The 19180-nt window shown below is 62.3% G+C and carries 17 protein-coding genes and 1 pseudogene; 8 read left to right on the top strand and 10 right to left on the bottom strand.

What is annotated here, in order from left to right; translation table 11 throughout:
- Positions 1 to 188: 188 nt before the first annotated feature.
- The 7 genes from HUK82_RS17160 (at position 189) to HUK82_RS02225 (ending at position 4677) form a co-directional block, all read left to right on the top strand.
- The gene (locus HUK82_RS17160; protein ID WP_212647880.1) at positions 189 to 353 is read left to right on the top strand and encodes a hypothetical protein; all 165 of its coding nucleotides are present in this window, start codon (positions 189 to 191) and stop codon (positions 351 to 353) included.
- Positions 350 to 595: a hypothetical protein gene (locus HUK82_RS02200; RefSeq protein WP_176612397.1), complete on the top strand. Its 246-nt coding sequence runs from the start codon at positions 350 to 352 to the stop codon at positions 593 to 595. The genes HUK82_RS17160 and HUK82_RS02200 overlap by 4 nt, the downstream gene beginning before the upstream one ends.
- A 640-nt stretch (positions 596 to 1235) precedes the next feature.
- Positions 1236 to 1478: a hypothetical protein gene (locus tag HUK82_RS02205; protein WP_176612398.1), complete on the top strand. Its 243-nt coding sequence runs from the start codon at positions 1236 to 1238 to the stop codon at positions 1476 to 1478.
- On the top strand, positions 1475 to 1960 hold the full coding sequence (locus tag HUK82_RS02210) for a hypothetical protein (RefSeq protein ID WP_176612399.1): 486 nt from the start codon (positions 1475 to 1477) through the stop codon (positions 1958 to 1960). Before HUK82_RS02205 ends, HUK82_RS02210 begins: the two co-directional genes overlap by 4 nt.
- On the top strand, positions 1957 to 2496 hold the full coding sequence (locus HUK82_RS02215) for a DUF551 domain-containing protein (RefSeq protein ID WP_176612400.1): 540 nt from the start codon (positions 1957 to 1959) through the stop codon (positions 2494 to 2496). The genes HUK82_RS02210 and HUK82_RS02215 overlap by 4 nt, the downstream gene beginning before the upstream one ends.
- Positions 2497 to 2754: 258 nt before the next feature.
- The gene (locus HUK82_RS02220) at positions 2755 to 3129 is read left to right on the top strand and encodes a hypothetical protein (RefSeq protein WP_176612401.1); all 375 of its coding nucleotides are present in this window, start codon (positions 2755 to 2757) and stop codon (positions 3127 to 3129) included.
- Positions 3130 to 3513: 384 nt separating this feature from the next.
- Positions 3514 to 4677 (top strand): tyrosine-type recombinase/integrase, encoded by a 1164-nt coding sequence (locus HUK82_RS02225; protein ID WP_176612402.1) that lies wholly within the window; start codon positions 3514 to 3516, stop codon positions 4675 to 4677.
- A 353-nt stretch (positions 4678 to 5030) separates the two neighbouring features.
- Here HUK82_RS02225 and HUK82_RS02230 read toward each other — a convergent pair whose 3' ends face one another.
- From HUK82_RS02230 to HUK82_RS02240, 3 genes are all read right to left on the bottom strand, one after another.
- Positions 5031 to 5744 carry a hypothetical protein gene (locus tag HUK82_RS02230; protein WP_176612403.1) on the bottom strand — a complete coding sequence of 238 codons (714 nt, stop codon included), beginning with the start codon at positions 5742 to 5744 and terminating at the stop codon, positions 5031 to 5033.
- Positions 5745 to 6159: 415 nt separating this feature from the next.
- The gene (locus HUK82_RS02235) at positions 6160 to 8622 is read right to left on the bottom strand and encodes a TonB-dependent receptor plug domain-containing protein (RefSeq protein ID WP_176612404.1); all 2463 of its coding nucleotides are present in this window, start codon (positions 8620 to 8622) and stop codon (positions 6160 to 6162) included.
- 512 nt (positions 8623 to 9134) lie between these two features.
- Positions 9135 to 9830, bottom strand: a complete 696-nt coding sequence (locus HUK82_RS02240; RefSeq protein ID WP_176612405.1) for a prohibitin family protein — start codon at positions 9828 to 9830, stop codon at positions 9135 to 9137.
- Positions 9831 to 9919: 89 nt separating this feature from the next.
- Here HUK82_RS02240 and HUK82_RS02245 point away from each other — a divergent pair, with 89 nt between their 5' ends.
- The gene (locus HUK82_RS02245) at positions 9920 to 10264 is read left to right on the top strand and encodes a hypothetical protein (protein WP_176612406.1); all 345 of its coding nucleotides are present in this window, start codon (positions 9920 to 9922) and stop codon (positions 10262 to 10264) included.
- Positions 10265 to 10294: 30 nt separating this feature from the next.
- Here HUK82_RS02245 and rsmA read toward each other — a convergent pair whose 3' ends face one another.
- From rsmA to HUK82_RS02280, 7 genes and pseudogenes are all read right to left on the bottom strand, one after another.
- Positions 10295 to 11146, bottom strand: coding sequence for a 16S rRNA (adenine(1518)-N(6)/adenine(1519)-N(6))-dimethyltransferase RsmA (rsmA, locus tag HUK82_RS02250; RefSeq protein ID WP_176612407.1), 852 nt, complete (start codon positions 11144 to 11146; stop codon positions 10295 to 10297).
- A complete protein-coding gene (locus HUK82_RS02255; protein ID WP_176612408.1) occupies positions 11146 to 12489 on the bottom strand; it encodes a peptidylprolyl isomerase in 1344 nt (447 codons plus the stop codon). The genes rsmA and HUK82_RS02255 overlap by 1 nt, the downstream gene beginning before the upstream one ends.
- Before the next feature lie 135 nt (positions 12490 to 12624).
- A complete protein-coding gene (locus tag HUK82_RS02260; protein ID WP_176612409.1) occupies positions 12625 to 14967 on the bottom strand; it encodes an LPS-assembly protein LptD in 2343 nt (780 codons plus the stop codon).
- Positions 14967 to 16082, bottom strand: coding sequence for an LPS export ABC transporter permease LptG (lptG, locus tag HUK82_RS02265; protein ID WP_176612410.1), 1116 nt, complete (start codon positions 16080 to 16082; stop codon positions 14967 to 14969). Before lptG ends, HUK82_RS02260 begins: the two co-directional genes overlap by 1 nt.
- Positions 16079 to 17287: an LPS export ABC transporter permease LptF gene (gene lptF / locus HUK82_RS02270; protein WP_176612411.1), complete on the bottom strand. Its 1209-nt coding sequence runs from the start codon at positions 17285 to 17287 to the stop codon at positions 16079 to 16081. Before lptF ends, lptG begins: the two co-directional genes overlap by 4 nt.
- 8 nt (positions 17288 to 17295) lie before the next feature.
- Positions 17296 to 18753 carry an FAD-binding oxidoreductase gene (locus tag HUK82_RS02275; protein ID WP_176612412.1) on the bottom strand — a complete coding sequence of 486 codons (1458 nt, stop codon included), beginning with the start codon at positions 18751 to 18753 and terminating at the stop codon, positions 17296 to 17298.
- A gap of 82 nt (positions 18754 to 18835) precedes the next feature.
- Positions 18836 to 19180, bottom strand: a pseudogene (locus HUK82_RS02280) (hypothetical protein); the annotation flags it as partial.

Consider the following 19180-nt stretch of genomic DNA (forward strand, 5'->3'; position numbering starts at 1 on the left):
TGCTCTTCTCGACACTCCTAAAGATAACATTTGGCCGACCCCCAAGGAGAGTGGGGCTTGTCGGCGGTCCTCAATGGACCTGACGCGCGCCCTTGCAGAGATGCGTAAACCTGGATGACCCGTTTCCTGCGATGCCTCGCCACGTGGTGGCGGGATGGGCGTACGGGACGCGGGTGGAGAGTGAGACGATGACTAAGAAACAAGCGGCACTTTGCCTATCACCATCTGCTGCGATCTATGCTGCACTTTGGTTCATCAACTGGAAGGCTGTGGCGATCGTATCGTTCTTCTGTGCAGCGGTAATCGGAATAGTTGCGGTTTGGGCAGCGTGGGTTATGGGAGACTTCGAATGACCAAACTGAACGAACAGACCCCGCCCACGATCCCGCCGGTCAGCACGGCGCACCTGGGCATGCAGCTTTTCACGCGGGAGCAGGTGGCCGAACGGGAGGCGCAAGTGCGCGCGGAGACGATCGAGATGTGCGCTCAGGTTGTAGAAGATGTGGGGAATGAATGGAGGGGAACTGAATTATCCCCGCCTAACGTGGGCCTCCAATGTGCGGGACGCATCCGCGCCATGGGAGAAAAGCCATGACCACACCACGAACTGACACGGAGCGGCTGGATTGGTGGGAGCGACAGATGTCCCTTGCGGCCTTAGCCCGGGGATTACCTCAGACTACGTTCAAAAGGCCGATTGATGCAGTGATGACATCGTCGGGGAGTCTCAACTACCGCGCCGCAATCGACGCCGCCATGTGTGAGGAGCTTTAGTCCATGATCATCGCTACGCGCGCTACACGACAGTGCTACTCCGATATGAAGCAAAGGTGCTTAAATCAGAAGCATGCTCAGTTTAACAACTATGGAGGCAGAGGGATTAATATTTGCGACCGTTGGTTGATCTCGTTCGACAATTTCTTTTCCGATATGGGAAACAAGCCCAACCTCTGCACATTAGACAGGATTGATAATAATTCTGGATATGACCCGAATAATTGTCGGTGGGCCACAGCCATGCAGCAGCGCAAGAATCAGAGGACATGTAATCGAATTTCCTTCAATGGAAGGACTATGGTGTTAACTGATTGGGCCAGGTTTTTGGGTATAAATGAGCTGACCCTTTCTTATAGGATTGCGGTGGCAAAGTGGGATGTTGAAAGAGCATTTACCACGCCCGTGAGGCGCAAGACGCCCGCACCTTGTCGGTCCGCCATGGATCAGGAGGGTGGGCGATGAGCGAGCGTAAAAGCCTCCTTCGAGAAGCCTACGCTGCATGTTCGCGCCATGCTGATGCGAAACATAAGGCCGAGGGAGTGGTGCTGGGTATGCAGGTCGAAAGAGCCGGGCTTCAGTATGATCTTGCCGATGCTCTAGGGATGATAACAAAACATGATGATGTTCCTTCGTTTGAGTCCATGCTTACGCGTATTCGAGAACTCCGGCTGACATTAAAGCGCAGAGAGGTCGCACCATGACCGACGCTATGCGGAGCCGTGAGGATCAGGTCAAGTCCCTTACTGCCACGCTAAATATTGACACGCGCTTAGCAGAAGGTGTGGCCAAGATGCACATCGCCGAAGCCGAACGCAGAGGCTTCCGCGAAGGCTCGATCGCGGCGAACGAGACGAACGCGAAAGACCTGTCGAACGCGCTGGATACGGTGGAGCGTCTGGCGGCGCAGATCGCGGAGTTGCGCAAGTATAAGGCTTCTATGGACGCACGCTTGAAAGAAACGTGGGTTTATATGAAGGACGACGGGGAGAACGTCGCCGGATCGGTTGCAGACCTCATCGAATACAATGACGCGTATCAAATCTCTGAAATTGGTGAGGCGGCAGAGGTGGCAAGTTTCTTCGCTTTTATGGATGAGAACGGAGATGTTCATCGGTTTGGGACGGAAGAGGAAGCAGAGGCCGCAGCCCTCGCCGCGCAGACGAAGGGAGATGGCGCGCCATGACTGACCCGAGGATCGAGGCGGCGATCGACGCCGTTCTGCAAGCGCGTCGGTGGAGAGATCGCACATGGGGGGATGGGGCAATCGGCGGCTTTAACTACAGCACGGACGAAAAGAAGCGATACGTCATCCGCGATCATGAAGCGGAAGAACGCGAAGGCAAAACCGTCGTTCTGCATGAAACGGATGATCGCAAGGTCCATGAACGCGAGTTTGAACGCGCATGCCTTCGAAGGGAAATCGTCGCGGTGCTCCAAGCCGCCGACGTCGCTGCATGGCGTCCGATCGAGAGTGCGCCGAGGGATGGGACGAATATTCTGGCCTCATGGCAGAGAAACGACGGCAAGACATTCGTTGTGCGCGTTTATTGGGATGCGGAGTTCAGTGGCGAAACCAACGAAGAAACTGGGCTGTATGAATGGAAGGGGGCTTGGACAGACGACAGTGTTGCGAGTTGGGGAATGGAGGAAAGGCATTCCTATGAATGCACCCACTGGATGCCGCTCCCCGCACCACCAGCGGAGACAAGCTATGACTGACCGCGCATTACCGTCGAGAGAGCCGGACGGCGAGTTCGGGTGCTTCCAGACGTGGGTGTGCAAAGCCACGTCATGGATCGGCGGTACAAACCCACTCTGTGCCGACGCGAAAGGGCGCATCTGCCGAAATGGGGGCGATTTCATGATCGCGCGTGATGAGGACGCCTTTCCGGTTCGCTATTGGTTTGGGGAAGGCGGTCAGACAGCCAAGGAACAGAGGCGCAGCCAGGTCGCGGCGCGTCGGAGGAGGTTTGCGTCATGACTGACCGCGAGTGCAGGCCGCCGGAAGGGACGGAGGACCGGACCTACCACTGGTTGCGATCAACATGCGGCAGTCACCCGTTTGAGTGGCTCGATCAGGAGTGGCGCATATGGGGATACTGTTACGGCCCATGCAGTGCATTCGGTAGCGGATGGCGCTACGTCGGTCCGTGCGTGCCGCCGCAGGCCGGGGAGGCGTTCGGCAAGATCGAGGTAGGCCTGTCAGAAGCGCGCGAGGTCGCCGCTCTTCACTCTGCAATGAGCGGCAGTAGCGACTACGAAACAGAGACGCATGCACTGCGCCATGCGCAGGACGTTCTGGGCGATCTGCATAAGCGTGGTTGGTATCTCGTGCGTAGGGAGGGGGAGTGATGGTTATCCGCAAAGCCCGCTTCCTAGTTTGGTGGTTGATCATCCTGCTGATCGCCGGGGCCATCGCCGCGTTCTTTATGGCAGGTAGCGTTGGTCTCCAAATCTACGGAATAGGCATCTTTCTGACTGGAACATGCAGAGATGCCTTCGACGCATTGGAGAACTCATGCCGACAGGAGGGGGGGTGATGGGGGACTTGATTGCTGATGGCTATATTACGTTCGAACAGGCGCTGTCTGATCTGCGCGGGATTGTTGGGCGAACGAAGCTGCTCAATCACCTGAAAGGGGTGCCGGAATTCAACGGCGCACCAACCCATAGGCGTATCGGGAGGAAGATATTTTTCCGTCGAGACGACTTAAACAGACTGCTTGAAAGCCTTGAATGCCCCTTACCATCGTCAAGCGGAAAGGCCGCGAAACGCTCTATGTCCGTGGAACCGTCCGTGGACAGGGCATATTTGAAAGCACAGGAACTTCTGACCAAAAACAGGCAGAGGCTTACCGCGCAAAACGCGAAGCGGAATTATGGGAAGAATCGGTCTACGGCAAGCGGGCCGTCGTTACGTTCGCCAGCGCCGTAACCGCCTACCTCGAAGCTGAGCAGCGCAGCGCCACAACGCTTACCCACACAGAGCGTCTGCTCAACCACTTTGGAAGGCGCAAGGTCGACTCAATAGGTCAAAGCGACCTCGATCATGCTTACAAAGCAATTCTAACCAAGGGTGCTGAAGCTTCTGGCGCAACAAAGATTCGCGCCGTTCTTACCCCGTTGCGGGCGATCCTTGAGTTCTCGGCGGTTCGTGGATGGTGCGCGAAACCTGCGTTCGAGCGTCCCAGGGTAGCCCAGACCAAGATGCGCTTTCTGCGTCCTGATGAGGCTACGGACCTCGTGAACTCTGCCGCCAAGCATGTCCGGCCGCTCTTGGTATTCCTGATCGCGACAGGCGCCCGCATGTCTGAGGCGCTGGAACTGGAGTGGGCGGATGTCGACCTGCAAGGGCGCCGCGCTGTCGTCTGGCAGAAGCAGGGAGACGAACGCCATATCGACCTACCCCCTGTCGTAATCTTGGCGCTGACAGGCATCGGGCACAGGACGGGGCGCGTGTTCCGACCCGTTCGGAGTCGCCGGCCGGCAGGCGCCGAATCGGGGAAGGAGGTGGGTGAGGGGTATTACGACACCGGGCGCACGGGGGGCGGCCAGATCAAGAGTGCGTGGGCATACGCCTGCAAGCGGGCCGGTCTACCGGGCCATGATCGGGTGTGGACACCCAATGGCGAGCGGCGGCCAAAGCGCCAGTTTGTGCCGGACCTTACTCCGCACGCGATGCGTCACACATTCGCGACATGGCATTACTGCGTTCACAAAGATTTGCTCAAATTGAAGGAGGATGGCGGCTGGCAGACCATCACCATGGTGACGCGGTACGCGAAAAAAATGCCCGACCACTATCGGACTGCGATTATGGCATGGCTGGCTTATACCGACTGGCCGGATATCGCCGGCGACGTGCCAAATCCGTGCCATAATGACGTGCCAAATAAATAGATGTGTATAATCAGATAGATAGATGCAATCTGCATCGCCTTCACACGGCGGGGGTCACAGGTTCAATCCCTGTCGCACCCACCATCCGATTTCATTGAAATTGCTATGTACATCCCGGTGCCGCACATGTTGGCGCGGGGATTTTCCGCATTGGTAGCCCGTGAAATCCTGGAAAATGCCGGTGTTCGCTACGTAAAGCCGTGCAAAATCCGTGCAGCTTGTTCTTGTAATGGGGCCAGGTCGTTTTCGTTTCTACCGTGCCCCGACGCGCCCGATTCTGCGTGGGCGTGGGCCATGCTTTACGTCATCGGAACTGGCCCATGCCATCAGCCACCACTATCGGCCACGGCTTGCTAATCTCTCGGGCAAAACTCCGTAGCCCAATCCAGGGCTTCGAGGCGCGCGTCGCTTGTGTCTGATATCTCATACCTCGACAGGTGAGGCACATTGCCGAATGGAATCTTGCGCCCCCCGATCGTGAAGAAGCCGCGATGCGCCATCCACTCGCCATGCCCTGAGTTTCTGCTGGGTTCGATTACGTGGCCGTTGAATGCGTCGAGAAAGACGTCAACGGTGCCATGCGTGAAGATGAAATCTGGCTGGACCGCATCGATGATCAACTCGTGCACGTGCTTGCAGATTTCCAGATCATGAGCGTAATCGGTGTGCCCAGGAACATCGCTGGACCGCGTGAACACTAGATTGCTCGCCGGGACGTCCTGAATGTTCAGGCCCAGTCGCTTGCATAGAAACTGAACTCGCTTCTGTATGGGGGCTTCGCCTTCGGAATACTCTCCACCTTGGTTATTGTCCCACCGCTCGCCAGTAAAAGCATTCCAGTGTCCGCGGGCATCCACGAGATTTTTGCCGATAGTGCCGTTATCGGGTTTGGTCGGATTCCCTCCCGGATTTTTCCCTAGGAAATACAGCCTCGAAGGCTTCAGTGAGTTTGCGTCGGAATACAGGGCGGCCCCAGAGGCATCCAAGAAAGGCGTGCCCGCCTTCGTCGCCTTCCCGCGAAGGTAAAGCTCAATTTCGTCCAGAAGATCTAAACCGTAGAAGGGCAACGCTCGTCTTCCCATGTTGATTGGTCATGCACACCTGCAGAGACTATGCCTGCTGTCAGTGCGGCCGGTAGTGGTCTGACAGGTATGACCCTCACCGTGTTTTGTTAGAAATTCGTGCTCCAGAGGCAGACGGTATAGCCCGCGAATGCCGATTGGCCCTCTGTGTGACGTAGGAGAGGACACCTACCCAACTCTTTTGAGTGTCGGTCGGTCCTGTTTGAGCGAGCGAATGGCACTACGTGATGAGGCCCGCTTTACGGCGAGCGCTCGCATAAATACATGGGTTGCCGGCACACGATTCCCTTTGCTGGGGCAGGTGAACCGGGTCGCCACGGGATGCGTCACGCAGGAGCATCGTATTCCCCCACGGGCTATGACGGCCGTTGTGGGGGTGACCTCTGAGCCGGAATCGGGTTCAGAGGCTCAGGTTGGCGCGCAGGTAGTAGAAGCCGCCGTTCATATCGAGCTGCGACGTGCTCATGTAGTATTGTGGCACGCCGAGATAACGGTTGCCGTCGGGCACCGCACTCGGCTTGGCATCGAACAGGTTGTTCGCGCCGAGTGTGACGGACCAGGCGTGACTGACGCGGTACGTAATATCCAGGTTGGTGACGAATTTGGGCACGTTGCGGTATTCACGAAAGACGGTGCTGGACAGGGAACTGGTGTTGCCCGCGCCGCCATAATAGGTCAGTTGGGACGTCGTCTGGCCGTAGCGGATTTCATGCACGCCGACCGTCCAGCGGCCGCTGCTGAAACGTCCGCCCCAGATCATCTTGCTGCGCGGATAGGCCGTGGTGATGTAGGCCACGCTCTGCGCGTTCAGCAGGGGCGTCCCGGTCACGGTGTTCATCGTCTGGTGCGACAGGCGGGTGCGGTTGAGGTTGATCGCGACGTCCCAGTTGATGACGCCGATATCGCCGAGCTGCGTCGGGTAGGTCGCGGTGATGTCCAGCCCCTGCGTGCGGGTGCTGGCAACATTGGCGAACCAGTTGGCGGACAGCGAAGACGCCGACCAGCTTGCCGATCCGGCCGGCAGGGTGAAGCCGTTCAGCCCGAGGGCGGAGCGCGCCTGGTCGCCGGTGATGTTGCCTCCGGGCAGGATCTGGTCGCGCAGATTGATCTGGTAGACATCGGCGGTGATGTGCAGCTTTCGCACCGGCTCGAGGATGATACCGGCGGTAGCGTTGGTCGAGCGTTCCGGCTTGAGTTGCGATGCGCCGTTGGCGAGGGCGCCGGGTGAGTTGGCGGCGATCAACCCGCGCGCGGCGGTCGGGGACAGCGTCAGGGAACTGTAATGTTCCTGCGCCAGTGTCGGCGCGTGGAAGCCGTTCGAGATGGTGCCGCGAAAGGCGAGCCATTTGAAAGCGTCGTAACGGGTCGAGACCTTTCCCGTCTCGGTATTGCCGACATCGGTGTAGTGCTCGAACCGTCCGGCCAGGTCGAGCTGCCAGTTTTTCGTCAGGTGGGTGGCGACGTCGATGTAGCCGCCGACCACGTCGCGGCTGGAATTGCTGGCGTTGCCGGCATTGATTCCGGCCAGGGCATCCGATCCGCCGTAAATCGTCGTATCAGGCGCGCCTGTGCCGAGGGAATAGCTCTCGTAGCGGTAGGTCGCGCCACCGGCGACGTTGATGCTGTGTGGCCAGCCGGAGACGTGAAACGCGCGGCTGAGGTCGAAGCTGTTGCTCCATTGCGCGTTATTGAAGCCCTGCACGTCCGGGAAACGCGTGGGGGTCTGGCCGGTCGCGGTGGACAGGGGCAGGTTGGCGGACTGCTTCAGGCCGATCTGGTCGTAATCGCGGCCATAGACGGAGGAGAGATCCCAGTTCCACCCAAGGGCTACACCCCTCAGGCCGGCGGTGACTTCCCAGTCGTTCTCTTCGAGTGTTTCGAGCGGGGAATAGCCATTGGGATAAATCGCGGCATAGGCCGGATAATTCGCAAGCGACCTGGCCAGACGATAGTTCTGGAACGACTCCGCATGCCGGTGGGCGTAGGTCGCGAGCGCATAGGCTTCGATAGCGTCGGTGATGTGATAACCGGCCTTGATCGCGACGCTTTCGCGGCTCTCTTCCGGCTGTCCGAGGACCTTGTTGACCGTGGTGCCGGTGCGCGCGTCCGGCGCACTGCGATAGGTGTGGTCCTGATGGAAGAACTCGCCGCTGACATGCACGTAGCCGCGATTGCCCAGGGTCGTGCCGCCGTCGAGATCGACGCCCTGCTGAAAACCGTCTTCATCGGCGTTGATGCCGGTGATCGATTGCGCGTTGAACCCGTGATTCTGCTTCTTGAGGATGATGTTGACCACGCCGGCCACGGCGTCCGAACCATACTGGGCGGACGCGCCGTCACGCAGGATTTCGACGTGGTCGATCGCCGACATCGGGATCATGCTGACATCGACCGGGGTCGAGCCCTGTTGCGGGCCGCCGTCGGCATAGAGATTGGCGGTCGTGTGACGGCGCTTGCCATCCACCAGCACCAGCGTTTCGTTCGGGCTGAGGCCGCGCAGGCTGAAGGAACGGGTCAACGCGCCCGTGTCGAAGCCGCCGGTGGGGATGGTCAGCGACGGCAGCACCTGCGCCAGGGCCTGCAGAAGATTCGGCTGCCCGGTCGAGGCGAGTTGCCTGGACGTGATGATGTCGAGGGGCGCGACGCTGTCGCGCGCTTTCTTGCCGGTCTCGCGGGTGCCGGTGACGATGACCGTCTCGCCGGAGTCGGTGGGTTGCGGCGAACGGGCCGGGTCGTTCACGCTGGTGTTGATTGTCCGTGCCTTCGGGTTCGCCGACAGGGACGGGTACGTGGTCTGCGCCGCCGCTGCGCCGTCCGCCGCGATGGCTAGCGTGACGGCGGAGAACGGAAGCAGTGAGGCCATCAGAAGCGTTCCGCGCAGGCCTGTGCGTCGCTCAGGCTTCTGCCGAGTTGTCAGCGGTGACCCTGTCAAGGACACAAGGACTGGGGGCAAGGCGGCGTCTCCACAATCAACGGTTTCGATCGGTTGAAGTTTAAATTCAACGCGTTGTCTGTGGTGTCATTACCAGTCGTATATTGCGCCGTGTATTTCTTGAATCCGTGTTTTGACGCTATTTGGGCAAAGTGTGTCTTTATGGGCACATTTTGTTGCACGTTCAAACCATACGGATGGCGAAGCCTATGTGGTTATCGGTGTCACGTTCAATACATTGAAAAAAAACATAAATATATCAGATCCACGACGGACGTCACGGTCCGTGAAGGGCGTGTGTGCGGCTGTAATTGTGACGTTTTAACAACGGTCGTGTGCCGGAGGTGTGTCTTCGACTGGCGCCAGATGTTCAGCGAAGGCGACACGCCCCCGGCGATGACACGCCTCCGTCCGGGCCTACCGGAGGTCCTTCGCCGCCGCTGTCATCTGGCCGGTAGGTGCGTTGCCGGTGAAGGGCGGGGCGGCCCAGCGCTGAGATAGACCGGCAGCGTGCCGCTCCACCGGTCGAGTGCCTTTTGCTGCAACAGAACCGGCGTCAGCGACTGCGATACCAGCGTGTTGGCCTGCGCTGTGGCCTGCACCGCCTGCGGCTGCGCGACCTGCCTGGCTTCGAATGCCGGTTCGTATGCCGGTGAGAACGTGAGGTTGGAAATGTTCACCGCCTCGATACTCAGAGGGTAAGGCAGAAGGGACGTGACCACGAGGTCCTTGATCTGACTGTCCACGGCATCGTGGCGGGTGATCTGGTCCTCGGCGTTATAACTCGCGGTCACCGCCTTGACGTCGTTGGAGGCCGTAAGGCCGATGATTCGTGATCCCGGACTGTCGAACGGTCGAAAATCACGGTAGACATCCGGTGCGTCGGCCGCGTTGATGGGGAAGGTGACGGACACTGCCGTGTGGACGTTCTGCAGGTCGTGCGTGGCCGCCCGTTCCTCCGACGTCACGGTTTGCGGCTGTGTCGAGACCACGACGATCGTCTGATACACCGGGACGGCGCCATGAAGTCCCGGAGTGAGCGGCGTCGGCTGCACGGACCCGAAGTTCAGCAGCACGCCGCAGAAGCCGGACACCACCTGATAGAATGGATTGACGATGGCCAGCGCGCGGAGCGCCACCAGCGCCGTCTTGTGCCAGACGCGGCGTCACCATGTTCCATCTATTGTCGATGCTCACGCCAATCCCCGGTCTATGCTCCGTCGGGACTATGCTGCGACCCGATGGGATGGGGACGCACGTTCCGGGACGCTTCATCGGGGGAACCGGCAACCCGGATGGGCCGGGCGACGGCCGGTCGGTGGCGTACCTACTTGCCGAAATAGAGGAAACCGAACGCTGCGATGAACAGGAAGCCGACGACGGCGCAGTCTTCAATGGTGGTCATGCGTCACTATCGCAGCTTATGGGGCAAGGTTGCCACACTGTAATGCATCAGCCGTCCGTGCCGATCCGCCACTGCGTGCGATCATGGTGGCGGTCGGGTGGTGATGGCGTGTGGTCGCGGGCGATGCGAACGGCGACGCAGGCCGGCATGGGCCTTCCGCACCACTGACGCACGATCGCGGTCGTGGTCGGAGGCCGATCAGCCCCCTGCGCCGAGATGCGCCTTGGCCAGACGCTCGAACTCGCTGACCTCGAGTGTTTCCGCGCGCCGGCTGCCATCGATCCCGGCCTCGGATAGCAGGCGTTCACCGCCGATCGCCTTGAGGGCACCGCGCAGCATCTTGCGTCGCTGGCCGAATGCGGCGGCTGTGACCCGCTCCATGGCCCGGAAAAGATCGGGTACGGGCTGGGTGGCATGGGGCGTCAGTTGCGCGACCGCCGACCAGACCTTCGGCGGGGGCGAGAACGCACCGGGCGGTACCCGCATCACGATGGCGCAGCGCGCGCACCACTGTGCCAGAACCGCAAGACGACCGTAATGCGCGCTGTCGGGGGCGGCGCAGATGCGCTCGGCGACTTCGAGCTGGAACATCAACGTCAGTTTTTCCCACGCGGCCGCCTGTCGCAGCCAGCCGACCAGAAGCGGCGTGCCGACATTATACGGCAGGTTGGCAATGACCTGACGTGGCGCCGGCCCGAGCGCGGCGAGATCAAGACGTGTGGCATCGCCCTGCACCAGCGACAGCCGATCGGGCGAACCGGCGGCAAGTTCGGCGATGATGGCGCAGGCGCGCGGGTCGATCTCCACCGCATGGATATGCGCCGTGGGGCTCGCCAGCAGGGCGCGTGTCAGGCCACCCGGGCCAGGGCCGACCTCGACTACCGTGCGTCCCGCCAGGTCTCCCGCCAGGGCGGCAATGCGGGTGGTGACGTTCAGGTCGAGCAGAAAATGTTGGCCGAGCGCCTTGCGCGGATCCAGCCCGTGGCGGGCGACGGTCTCGCGCAGGCTCTCCTGCGGTCCTGGGACGGGAGCCGCGTTGAGCTCCGCCATCAGACGCGGTTGGGCACGGTCTTGTCGCGCACATCGATGACCGACCGGCGGTGCAGATCGCGGTCAAGCTGGCGCGAGGCCTGTTCGACACGCTCGTTCATCAGCTGGTCCGCGATATCGGCGGGCGACTGCTGGGCGAAGTTCTTCTGCTGACGCGAACATACCATCAGGATGTCGATCCCGTCCGTCGACACCAGAGGATGGCTGGGTGTGCCCGGCGTCAGGCCTTCCAGCACGCCGCGCATCTGCGGATTGATCCGTTCGAGTTGCAGTTGGCCGGGGTCGGACGGCCGCTTCTCGCCAAGCTGGTGGTTAAACTCCGCCAGCTGCTCGCACGAATGGGCGGACTGGGCGATCTGGCCGGCTTTCTGCAGCGCTTCGCGTTGCTGCGGCGTCGGTGCCTGCGGGTTGAGGGGGGTGTCGAAGGGCACGAAGGCCTGACGCAGGGTGACGAGGGTGCCCATCTGGTGGCCGATCGTGCGCTTGCCTTCCAGCGTTGCGATGACGTAGCCGCCGGCGACGCGGATCGGGTTGGAAATCGCACCGATCGGCATCTGGCGTGCCACCGCGACGACCTCCGGATCGAGGTTGTCTTCCTGCACCCAGCCCAGTGATCCACCCTCCAGCGCTGTCTGGCTCTGGGAGAACTGGGCGGCGACGATGGCAAAGGGTGCCCCGTTGCGCAGTTCCTGGATGATCGTCTGCGTGAAGGCCAGCTCGCTTTCGGAGTGGCGGGGATCTTCGACCGGGATGAAGATTTCACTGATCATGTATTGCGGCTTGCCGTCCTCGCGCTGGAGGGCGGCCTCGCGCTGGGCGATTTCCTGTGCCGTGACGCGGCCGCGATCGCCGACTTCCTGCCGCAGAACCTGCGTCCAGCCGATCTGGACGCGGATCTGGTCGATCAGCGTCGTCAGGGACACGCCGTCCTGCGACAGCTTATCGCGCAGCGCGTTTTCCGGCATGCCGTTCCGGCGCTCGATGTCCGAAATGGCGGCGGCGATCTGCTCGGGCGCGATGTTGATGTGGCGCGACAGCATCTCCTGCTGGCGCAGACGCTCGTCGATCAGCTGCCGCACGATCTGCGGGCGCAGGCGCGCCACCAGTTCGGGGGTCATCTGCAGGCCGGTCGACAGCGCGAAGAGGCGACCGCGGCTGTCGACGTCACGCTGGGTAAGCAGCGTGTTATTGATCACGGCAATAATCTGCTCTTCGGGTGCCCCCTCGGCCTGCGCGCCCGGCGCAGTCGTCCTGGCCGCATGGGTGTGGCCTGGTGCCGCCAGCGCCGGAGTGCCGGCAAGGGCTGTCAGCGTCAGAAGCAGGCCAGGCATCGAAAGGCGCATGAAAAGGTGTCTTTCTTGGTCGGTGCGGACGATCTCGACAGGGATCATACCAGAGCCTGGGTCAGCATTGAAACAGGGGCAACCATCGGCGGGTGCGCGTGTCGTAAAACAGGCACGCGCCTTGTGGGAACGGCATTACTTCACGCCGAACGAGCCGATGGTCTTGAAGGTCAGATTGAACAGAATGGTGGAATTCCGCTGCTGGCCGCCGATCGAGGTGTATTGTTTGAGATACAGCAGGTCGATGCCAAAGCAATCGTTGCTGTACCCGATGTCGCCGCCAAGAGCTACGAACTCGTGGCGTGACAGAGACCTCCGGGCGTAGGCCGACAGGTGATACTCGCGCCAGTTTGTGGAAAAGCCCGCCGTGACCTCGTTCGTGCGCTGGAAATAGACCGAGGGCGGCGTGCCCGTCCGCAGGTCGTTGACGTAGTAGTAATAGGGCGTCACGGGTTCGTAGACATAACCGCCGAACACGTGGAAGTGGTTGACCCCGGCGCTGAGCAGGCCGTCACCGAAATCGATCCGGCCGGTATAGGGGTCGATCCGCCCGCGCACGGTCATGTTCAAAAACGGATTGGGCGCCAGCCGCAGTCGACCGACGATATCGGACAGATGGTGGTTCAGGCCCGAATAGGGCAGGCGGTTCTGCTGGATATGTTCCTGAACGCTTTCGCCGACCAGCATGTCGACCTCATGCCCATTCCAGTTCCAGCTACTGTGGACACCGAAGTTGGCGCGAATGCCGCCATCGAGACGATCAGTGCCGTTGTAGCGGTTGAGAGAGAACAGCGTGCTGTCGGTGAATTCGTAGGACAGCGAGTCTTCGTTGGGCAGATAGCGCGTATTGCTGTTGCCCGTGTTGGGCGCTGCGATGACCTGCGCGATGGGTTCGAGGATCTGTGCGCCATGGCCCCGGGCAAAGGTGCGCAGGAACGGCCAGTTCATTTTCAGCGCGACAGTCGGAAGCACCTGTCCGGAGACATGGGAACGTCCCTCGGGCACGTAGATCGGCGACTCGTCGAGGTTCGTGCCGCGATAGACCATCGAGTCCAAGCGCAGGGTCAGCAGCCACTGCTGGCCGAGCTTGTTGTGAAACGGCCGGTCCCAGTTCATCTGGAGCTGGCCGCGCTGGTCGGAGGCACCGGTCGACCGGTAGACGTCAAAATCCTGCGTCTGGAACGAGAAGCGGCCGCCCCACGCATCGGGCTGCCCGTTGAAGCGGTACAGGAAGCGCGGCAGCACCCACGGCAGCTCGCTGTCGTTGATGACGCCCTGGTTCAGGCCCTGATAGAACTGGCCGTCCAGTCGGGCGTAGCCTCCGGTGCCCAGACCCTCGAGATAGACGTTCGAGTTCAGCGTTTCCTGACCGTACCCCTGCACGCGGTAGTCGCGCATGTAGTTCGCCGAGGTGGCCAGATTGATATTGGCGCCGGCCGACCAATAGCGTGACACGGCGAAATCGCCCTTGGCGAAAACGTATCCCTGCAACCCGTGCTCGTCGGCCGTGCCGGTCGTCGTTCCGAACAGGTTGGTATAGGAGCTTTGGTTGTGGGTGTCGTACGCGGCCCCGGCCATGATCGAAATCTTGCCGAAATTCAGCAGATTTCGATACTGCGCGCTGAGCTGCGGGGCTGTGCGGGTGGAGAACAGCCCCTGGAACGTCACGTCGGACTGGTCATTGATCACCCAGTAATAAGGCAGGGTGAAATAGGTGCCCAGATAACGGTCATGAGGCGAAATGCCGGGGGTCAGAAAGCCGCTGCGCCGCTTGACCGACGGATCGGTCATGGAGAACCACGGCAGATAGACCAGCGGGACACCGAGGAAATCGATCCAGGCGTGCCGGAACTCGATTGTCTGATGCTCCACGTCCTGCGTCGCGCCATAGGCCCGTAGTTGCCAGAACGGCGGCCGTTCGGGGTGCTGCGCGCAGATGTTGCAGGCGGTATAGACCGCGTGGCTCATGTCGTTGAGCTGGCCGTTGGTGCGGCGCGCGCCACTGGCCGCCAGTTTGGCGTTGTCGTTCATGGACGCGAAATACCGCGTCATGATCCCGTCCTTCATGCCGTTGCTCAATTCGGCGTAGTTCGAGAACAGCACGCTTCCGTCGGGCTCGACGATCGCGACGTGTCCGCGCGCGGCGGCGACACCGGTGTCGCGATTATAGGTCACGGTGTCGGCGCGCAGAACCTGATCGCCCTGCCAGATCTGGACGTTGCCGCTCCAGGTCACCAGACCGCGTTTGTCGTCATACTCCGTGCGATCGGCAAGGAACGTAACCGGGTCGGCGCCGGTGGTCTTGCGCCCGGTATCGACGTGCAGCGTCGGCCCGCTGCTGGGCCGTTGCTGGGCCAGCGCGTGTGGCGACAGGGCGACGGCTGCCAGCGTCGATGTGCCGAACAGGCCTGCGGCGAGAAGAAGATAGCGTCGGCCGGGCAGCGGAAGCGTGGCGCCGACCTCTGGGTGCGTCGTCATCAGCCGTCCTCGAGATGCAGCAGGAGAGAGACAGCCAGACACAGCCCCGCGCAGGTCGGTGCCCATGCGGCCATAACGGTCGGTAGTGCCCCGGACTCGCCGAACTGTTCGGCAATTTTAGAGATACTGAACAGTGCGAACCCCGCTGCGACACCCGAGCCTATCATGCGGGCGACTCCCCCGCGCCTAGTGGGTCGCATGGAAAACCCCGCCGAGACAAGCGCCATCGTACCGGCCAGGATCGGAAGGGCGAGCAGCGTCTGGAAATGCAGCCGATGCCGGAGGGACGAGAAGCCGGACCGATCGAGCAGCCGGATAAAGCCCGGCAGCGCCCAGACGGACAGGGTATCGGGCGACGCGAAGCTTTCCTCCACCCGTGAGAGTGTGAGGTCGGTGGGCAGCGAGATACGCCCGGCCGGTCGCGGCAGATGATCGGGCAGGATCGTGCTGGCATCGACCAGTATCCATGCGCCGTCGCCCAGCCAGCCCGACGGTGCCTCCACCCGCACCAGAAGCCGGTCGCGGTCGTCGAGACGAAAAATGCTGATGGCCTGAAGCTCGAGGCGCACGCGGCCCTGCATGTGAATGGCGCGTGCGTGGAGAATGGCGACACCGTGCGGCACCAGGCCGGTATCGATCTGGCGCAGCCACAGATCGCCACCGTTCAGCGTCAGCTTGCCCCCCCCTGTGCTGAGATAGGTCTGGTCGAGCACTTCCGCGCGCCGATACATCATTGAGGACAGGGGAGAGAGCGCGCCGGTGGCCAGCGTGCCGATCAGGATGGCGCAGGCCAGCGGGGCGGCCAGGAACTGCCACGCCGAGATCCCCGCCGCGCGGGCGACGATCAGTTCGGACGATCGGGTCAGGCGCCAGAAACAGACGATCCCACCCAGCAGGACGCCGAACGGCAGGATATCCATGACAAAGAACGGCACGTGCAGCCCGGCGATTTCAAGGACAACCGATGTGGGCACGTTGGGCTTGGTCGCCACGCGGCGCAGGAGGTCGATGAAGTCGAACAGCGACACGAGGCCGGTCAGCGCCGCGATCATGGACAAAACCATCGCGGTGAATTGTCGGGCCACATAGAACGACAGGGTGATCGAGACGCTCATGCCGCGTCTTCTTCAGCCGTCGGTCGCATGGCCGCGCCGAGCTTGCGGGCGGCGATGTGATCGCGCAGCTCGTCGGTGAACATGATGGCCGCGCACACCAGCCCCGGTGCGAGCGATACGAGCCAGATCAGCGGCACAAGTCCGAGATCGCGGCCCGCGAAATTCTGGATCATCAGGTTCGCCGCCAGCAGTCCCACGACCGCGAAGATCGCTAGCAGGGGCCGCGTGATTGATCCGTGCCGCGAGAACACGCCGCGCAGGATCGCCAGAAGGCCGATCATGGCGAACGAGAATGCCGTCAGGGGCGCGGTCAGCCGGCGCCATCCTTCCACTGCCATCTTGCCATGGGCGTTCGTGTTCATTTCGCCTGTGGGGTGAAACAGCTCGTGAAGAGACATTTCGGAGATGTCGCGGAAGCGCTGCTCATCCCCGTGGCTGGACGCCAGATCCATCGTGTTCTGGGCAAAACTCAGCATGTTCAGGCGACCGGTCTTGCGGTCGATTTCCTCACGCGTGCCGTTGTACAGAATGACGCGGGGCTGGTCGTTCAGGACCACGAGCGCGCCGTGCTCGGCCAGGATCGTCGCATGGCTCTGGGGCGTGCGGTCGTCCTCGACCAGGATGCCGTGCAGGGTGCCATCCCGGTCGCGCTGGCGGACATAGACGGTCATAGTGGGCGACAACTGGGCAAAGACGCCTTCCTGTAACAGGAAGGCCGCCATCTTGTTGCGGATCTGGAATTCGTATTTCCGGAAGGAATGATAGGATTTCGGCACGATCCAGAGATTGAGTAGAAAGCACGTGGCCGTGGCGATCAGCGCGCACATCAGGCCCGCCCGCGCCAGCGAGAACTGCGACAGCCCGGCTGCGCGCATCACGGTCAGTTCCCGGTCGCCCGACAGGCGCTGATAGCCGAACAGCACGACCAGAAAGGTCGTGATCGGCAGGATCACCGCGATGAACGACGGCATCAGCAGGCTGGTCAGTTCGATGAACACTCGCAGGGACAGGCCGCGTTCGACCACCAGCGAGATAAACCGCAGCGATTGCGTAAGCCAGATCAGCGCCGCAGCCCCCCCGGTCGTGGCCACAAGGCCAAGCAGGAGCTGGCGGAGCGTATAGCGGTCGAGCAGCGTCAGGCGGCAGGCCGCGCGCAGACGTGCCACGGCGGCCGGCCAGCGATCGGTCCCGGGGATGTCGGCCATTGGGCGAGTCAGGTGGGCTGCGCGGGAAAGATCTTTCCCGGGTTCATGATGTTGCGCGGGTCGAGGGCCTGCTTGATGCGGCGCATCGTCTCGAGTTCCGCGCCCCCGCGCCATTCGGGCATCATGTAGGTCTTGAGCTGCCCCACGCCGTGTTCGGCGGAGAAGGATCCGTCCAGGTCGCGCACGATGGCGCAGACGCTGTCCATGATCTCGTGGTCGCGCGCCAGGAATGCCACCGGGTCCATGCCTTCGGGCTGGACCAGGTTGAAGTGGATGTTGCCGTCGCCCAGATGTCCGAACGGCGCCACGCGGATGCCGGGGATCAGGGCCTCGCACGCAACGGTCGCGCGTTCGATCAGGGCCGGCACACGCGAAACCGGGACCGAGACGTCGTTCTTGACGCTCGCGCCGGCGCGACGCTGGGCCTCGGCGTGTTCCTCGCGCAGGCGCCACAGGGCGGCACTCTGGCTTTCGCTCTCGGCCATCACGGCGTCGAGAACGGTTCCGCTCTCCAGCGCGTCGCCCAGAACGCTTTCCATGAGCGTGCGAATGGTGTCGTCCGCGCGCGCACTGGCCAGTTCGACCAGCACATAGGCAGGGGCGGGTTCCGCCAGAGGCAGCGTCGCCCCTTCGATCAGGTCGGTCACCATCGCCATGCCCGTGCCGGACATGTACTCGAACGCCTGGATCGCGGCCGGGTCCTGCGCGCGGAAAGCGCCGAACAGTGCAAGGGCGGCCTGCGCGTCGGCCACCGCGCATAGCGCGATCTCGCGCGAGCGTGGCTGTGGCTGGAGCTGGAGGATCACGGTGGACAGGATACCCAGCGTGCCTTCCGAACCGGCGAGCAGCTGGCGCAGGGCATAGCCCGTGTTGTCCTTGCGCAGGCGGCGCAGGCCGTTGAAGACTTGCCCGTCGGGCATGACCGCTTCGAGCCCGACCAGAAGCTCGCGCGCATTGCCATAGCGCACGGTGTTGTTACCGCCCGCGTTGGTGGCGATCACGCCGCCGATCTGGGCCGAGCCTTCCGACGAGATGGACAGTGGCAGCATCATGCCAGCCTCCCGCGCGGCGTCCTGCGCGGCCTTGAGCGTCACGCCGGCCTCCACCACCATCGTGAGGTCATGGGGGTCGATCTCGCGGATGCGGTTCATGCGCGACAGGCACACCACCACCGCACGTCCGGACGCATCGGGCGTGGCGCCGCCGACCATGCTGGTGTTGCCGCCCTGCGGAACGATCGGCACGGCATGCTGCCCGCACAGGGAGACGATCGCGGCGAGTTGGGCCGTGTCGGCCGGGCGCAGGACGGCCGCGCATTGCCCCTGATAAAGAGATCGCCAGTCGGTGGTGAACGGGGCGACATCGCCGGCGTCCGTCAGGATGCCCGACGGCCCGAGCAGGTCGTGCAGGGCGCGTGCGAGAGCGGGTGCCAGGGATGGCGCGGTGAAGGGGGAGGAATCGGACATGGAAGGATGCTCTACTCCATTTCGGGGGCGCCGGGGGAGAGATGATGTCCGGCGCGGGTCTTGGGGGACTATCGGCCGGGGATCATCCGTGCAGGAATTGGGCGTTGGAGGTGGGCGCGGACAGGACGAGCGCGTGCCAGAATTCGCTGCCCGCGATACCGACCACGGTCCCGACGACCAGGGCCATGATCGCGACCGTCAGCCGCCGCGTGGTCAGCGTGGAGCGCATGGCCACCAGCTCGGCCTGCGTTTCGGTCCGTGCCTTCTGGGTCGCGATCAGGCGGCTGCTGAGTTCGGCGGCCTGCGCTCGGGTGGTGCGCAGGTCGAGATCCATGCGGTTGAGGCTTTCGGTCAGGCGCAGGATGTGGGCACGGGCGGCTTGCTTGTCCGCCGTGCCCGCCCCGGACGTGCTGCGGCTGGCGCGGGC

Source organism: Ameyamaea chiangmaiensis, assembly GCF_013376175.1.
Lineage (GTDB): Bacteria > Pseudomonadota > Alphaproteobacteria > Acetobacterales > Acetobacteraceae > Ameyamaea > Ameyamaea chiangmaiensis.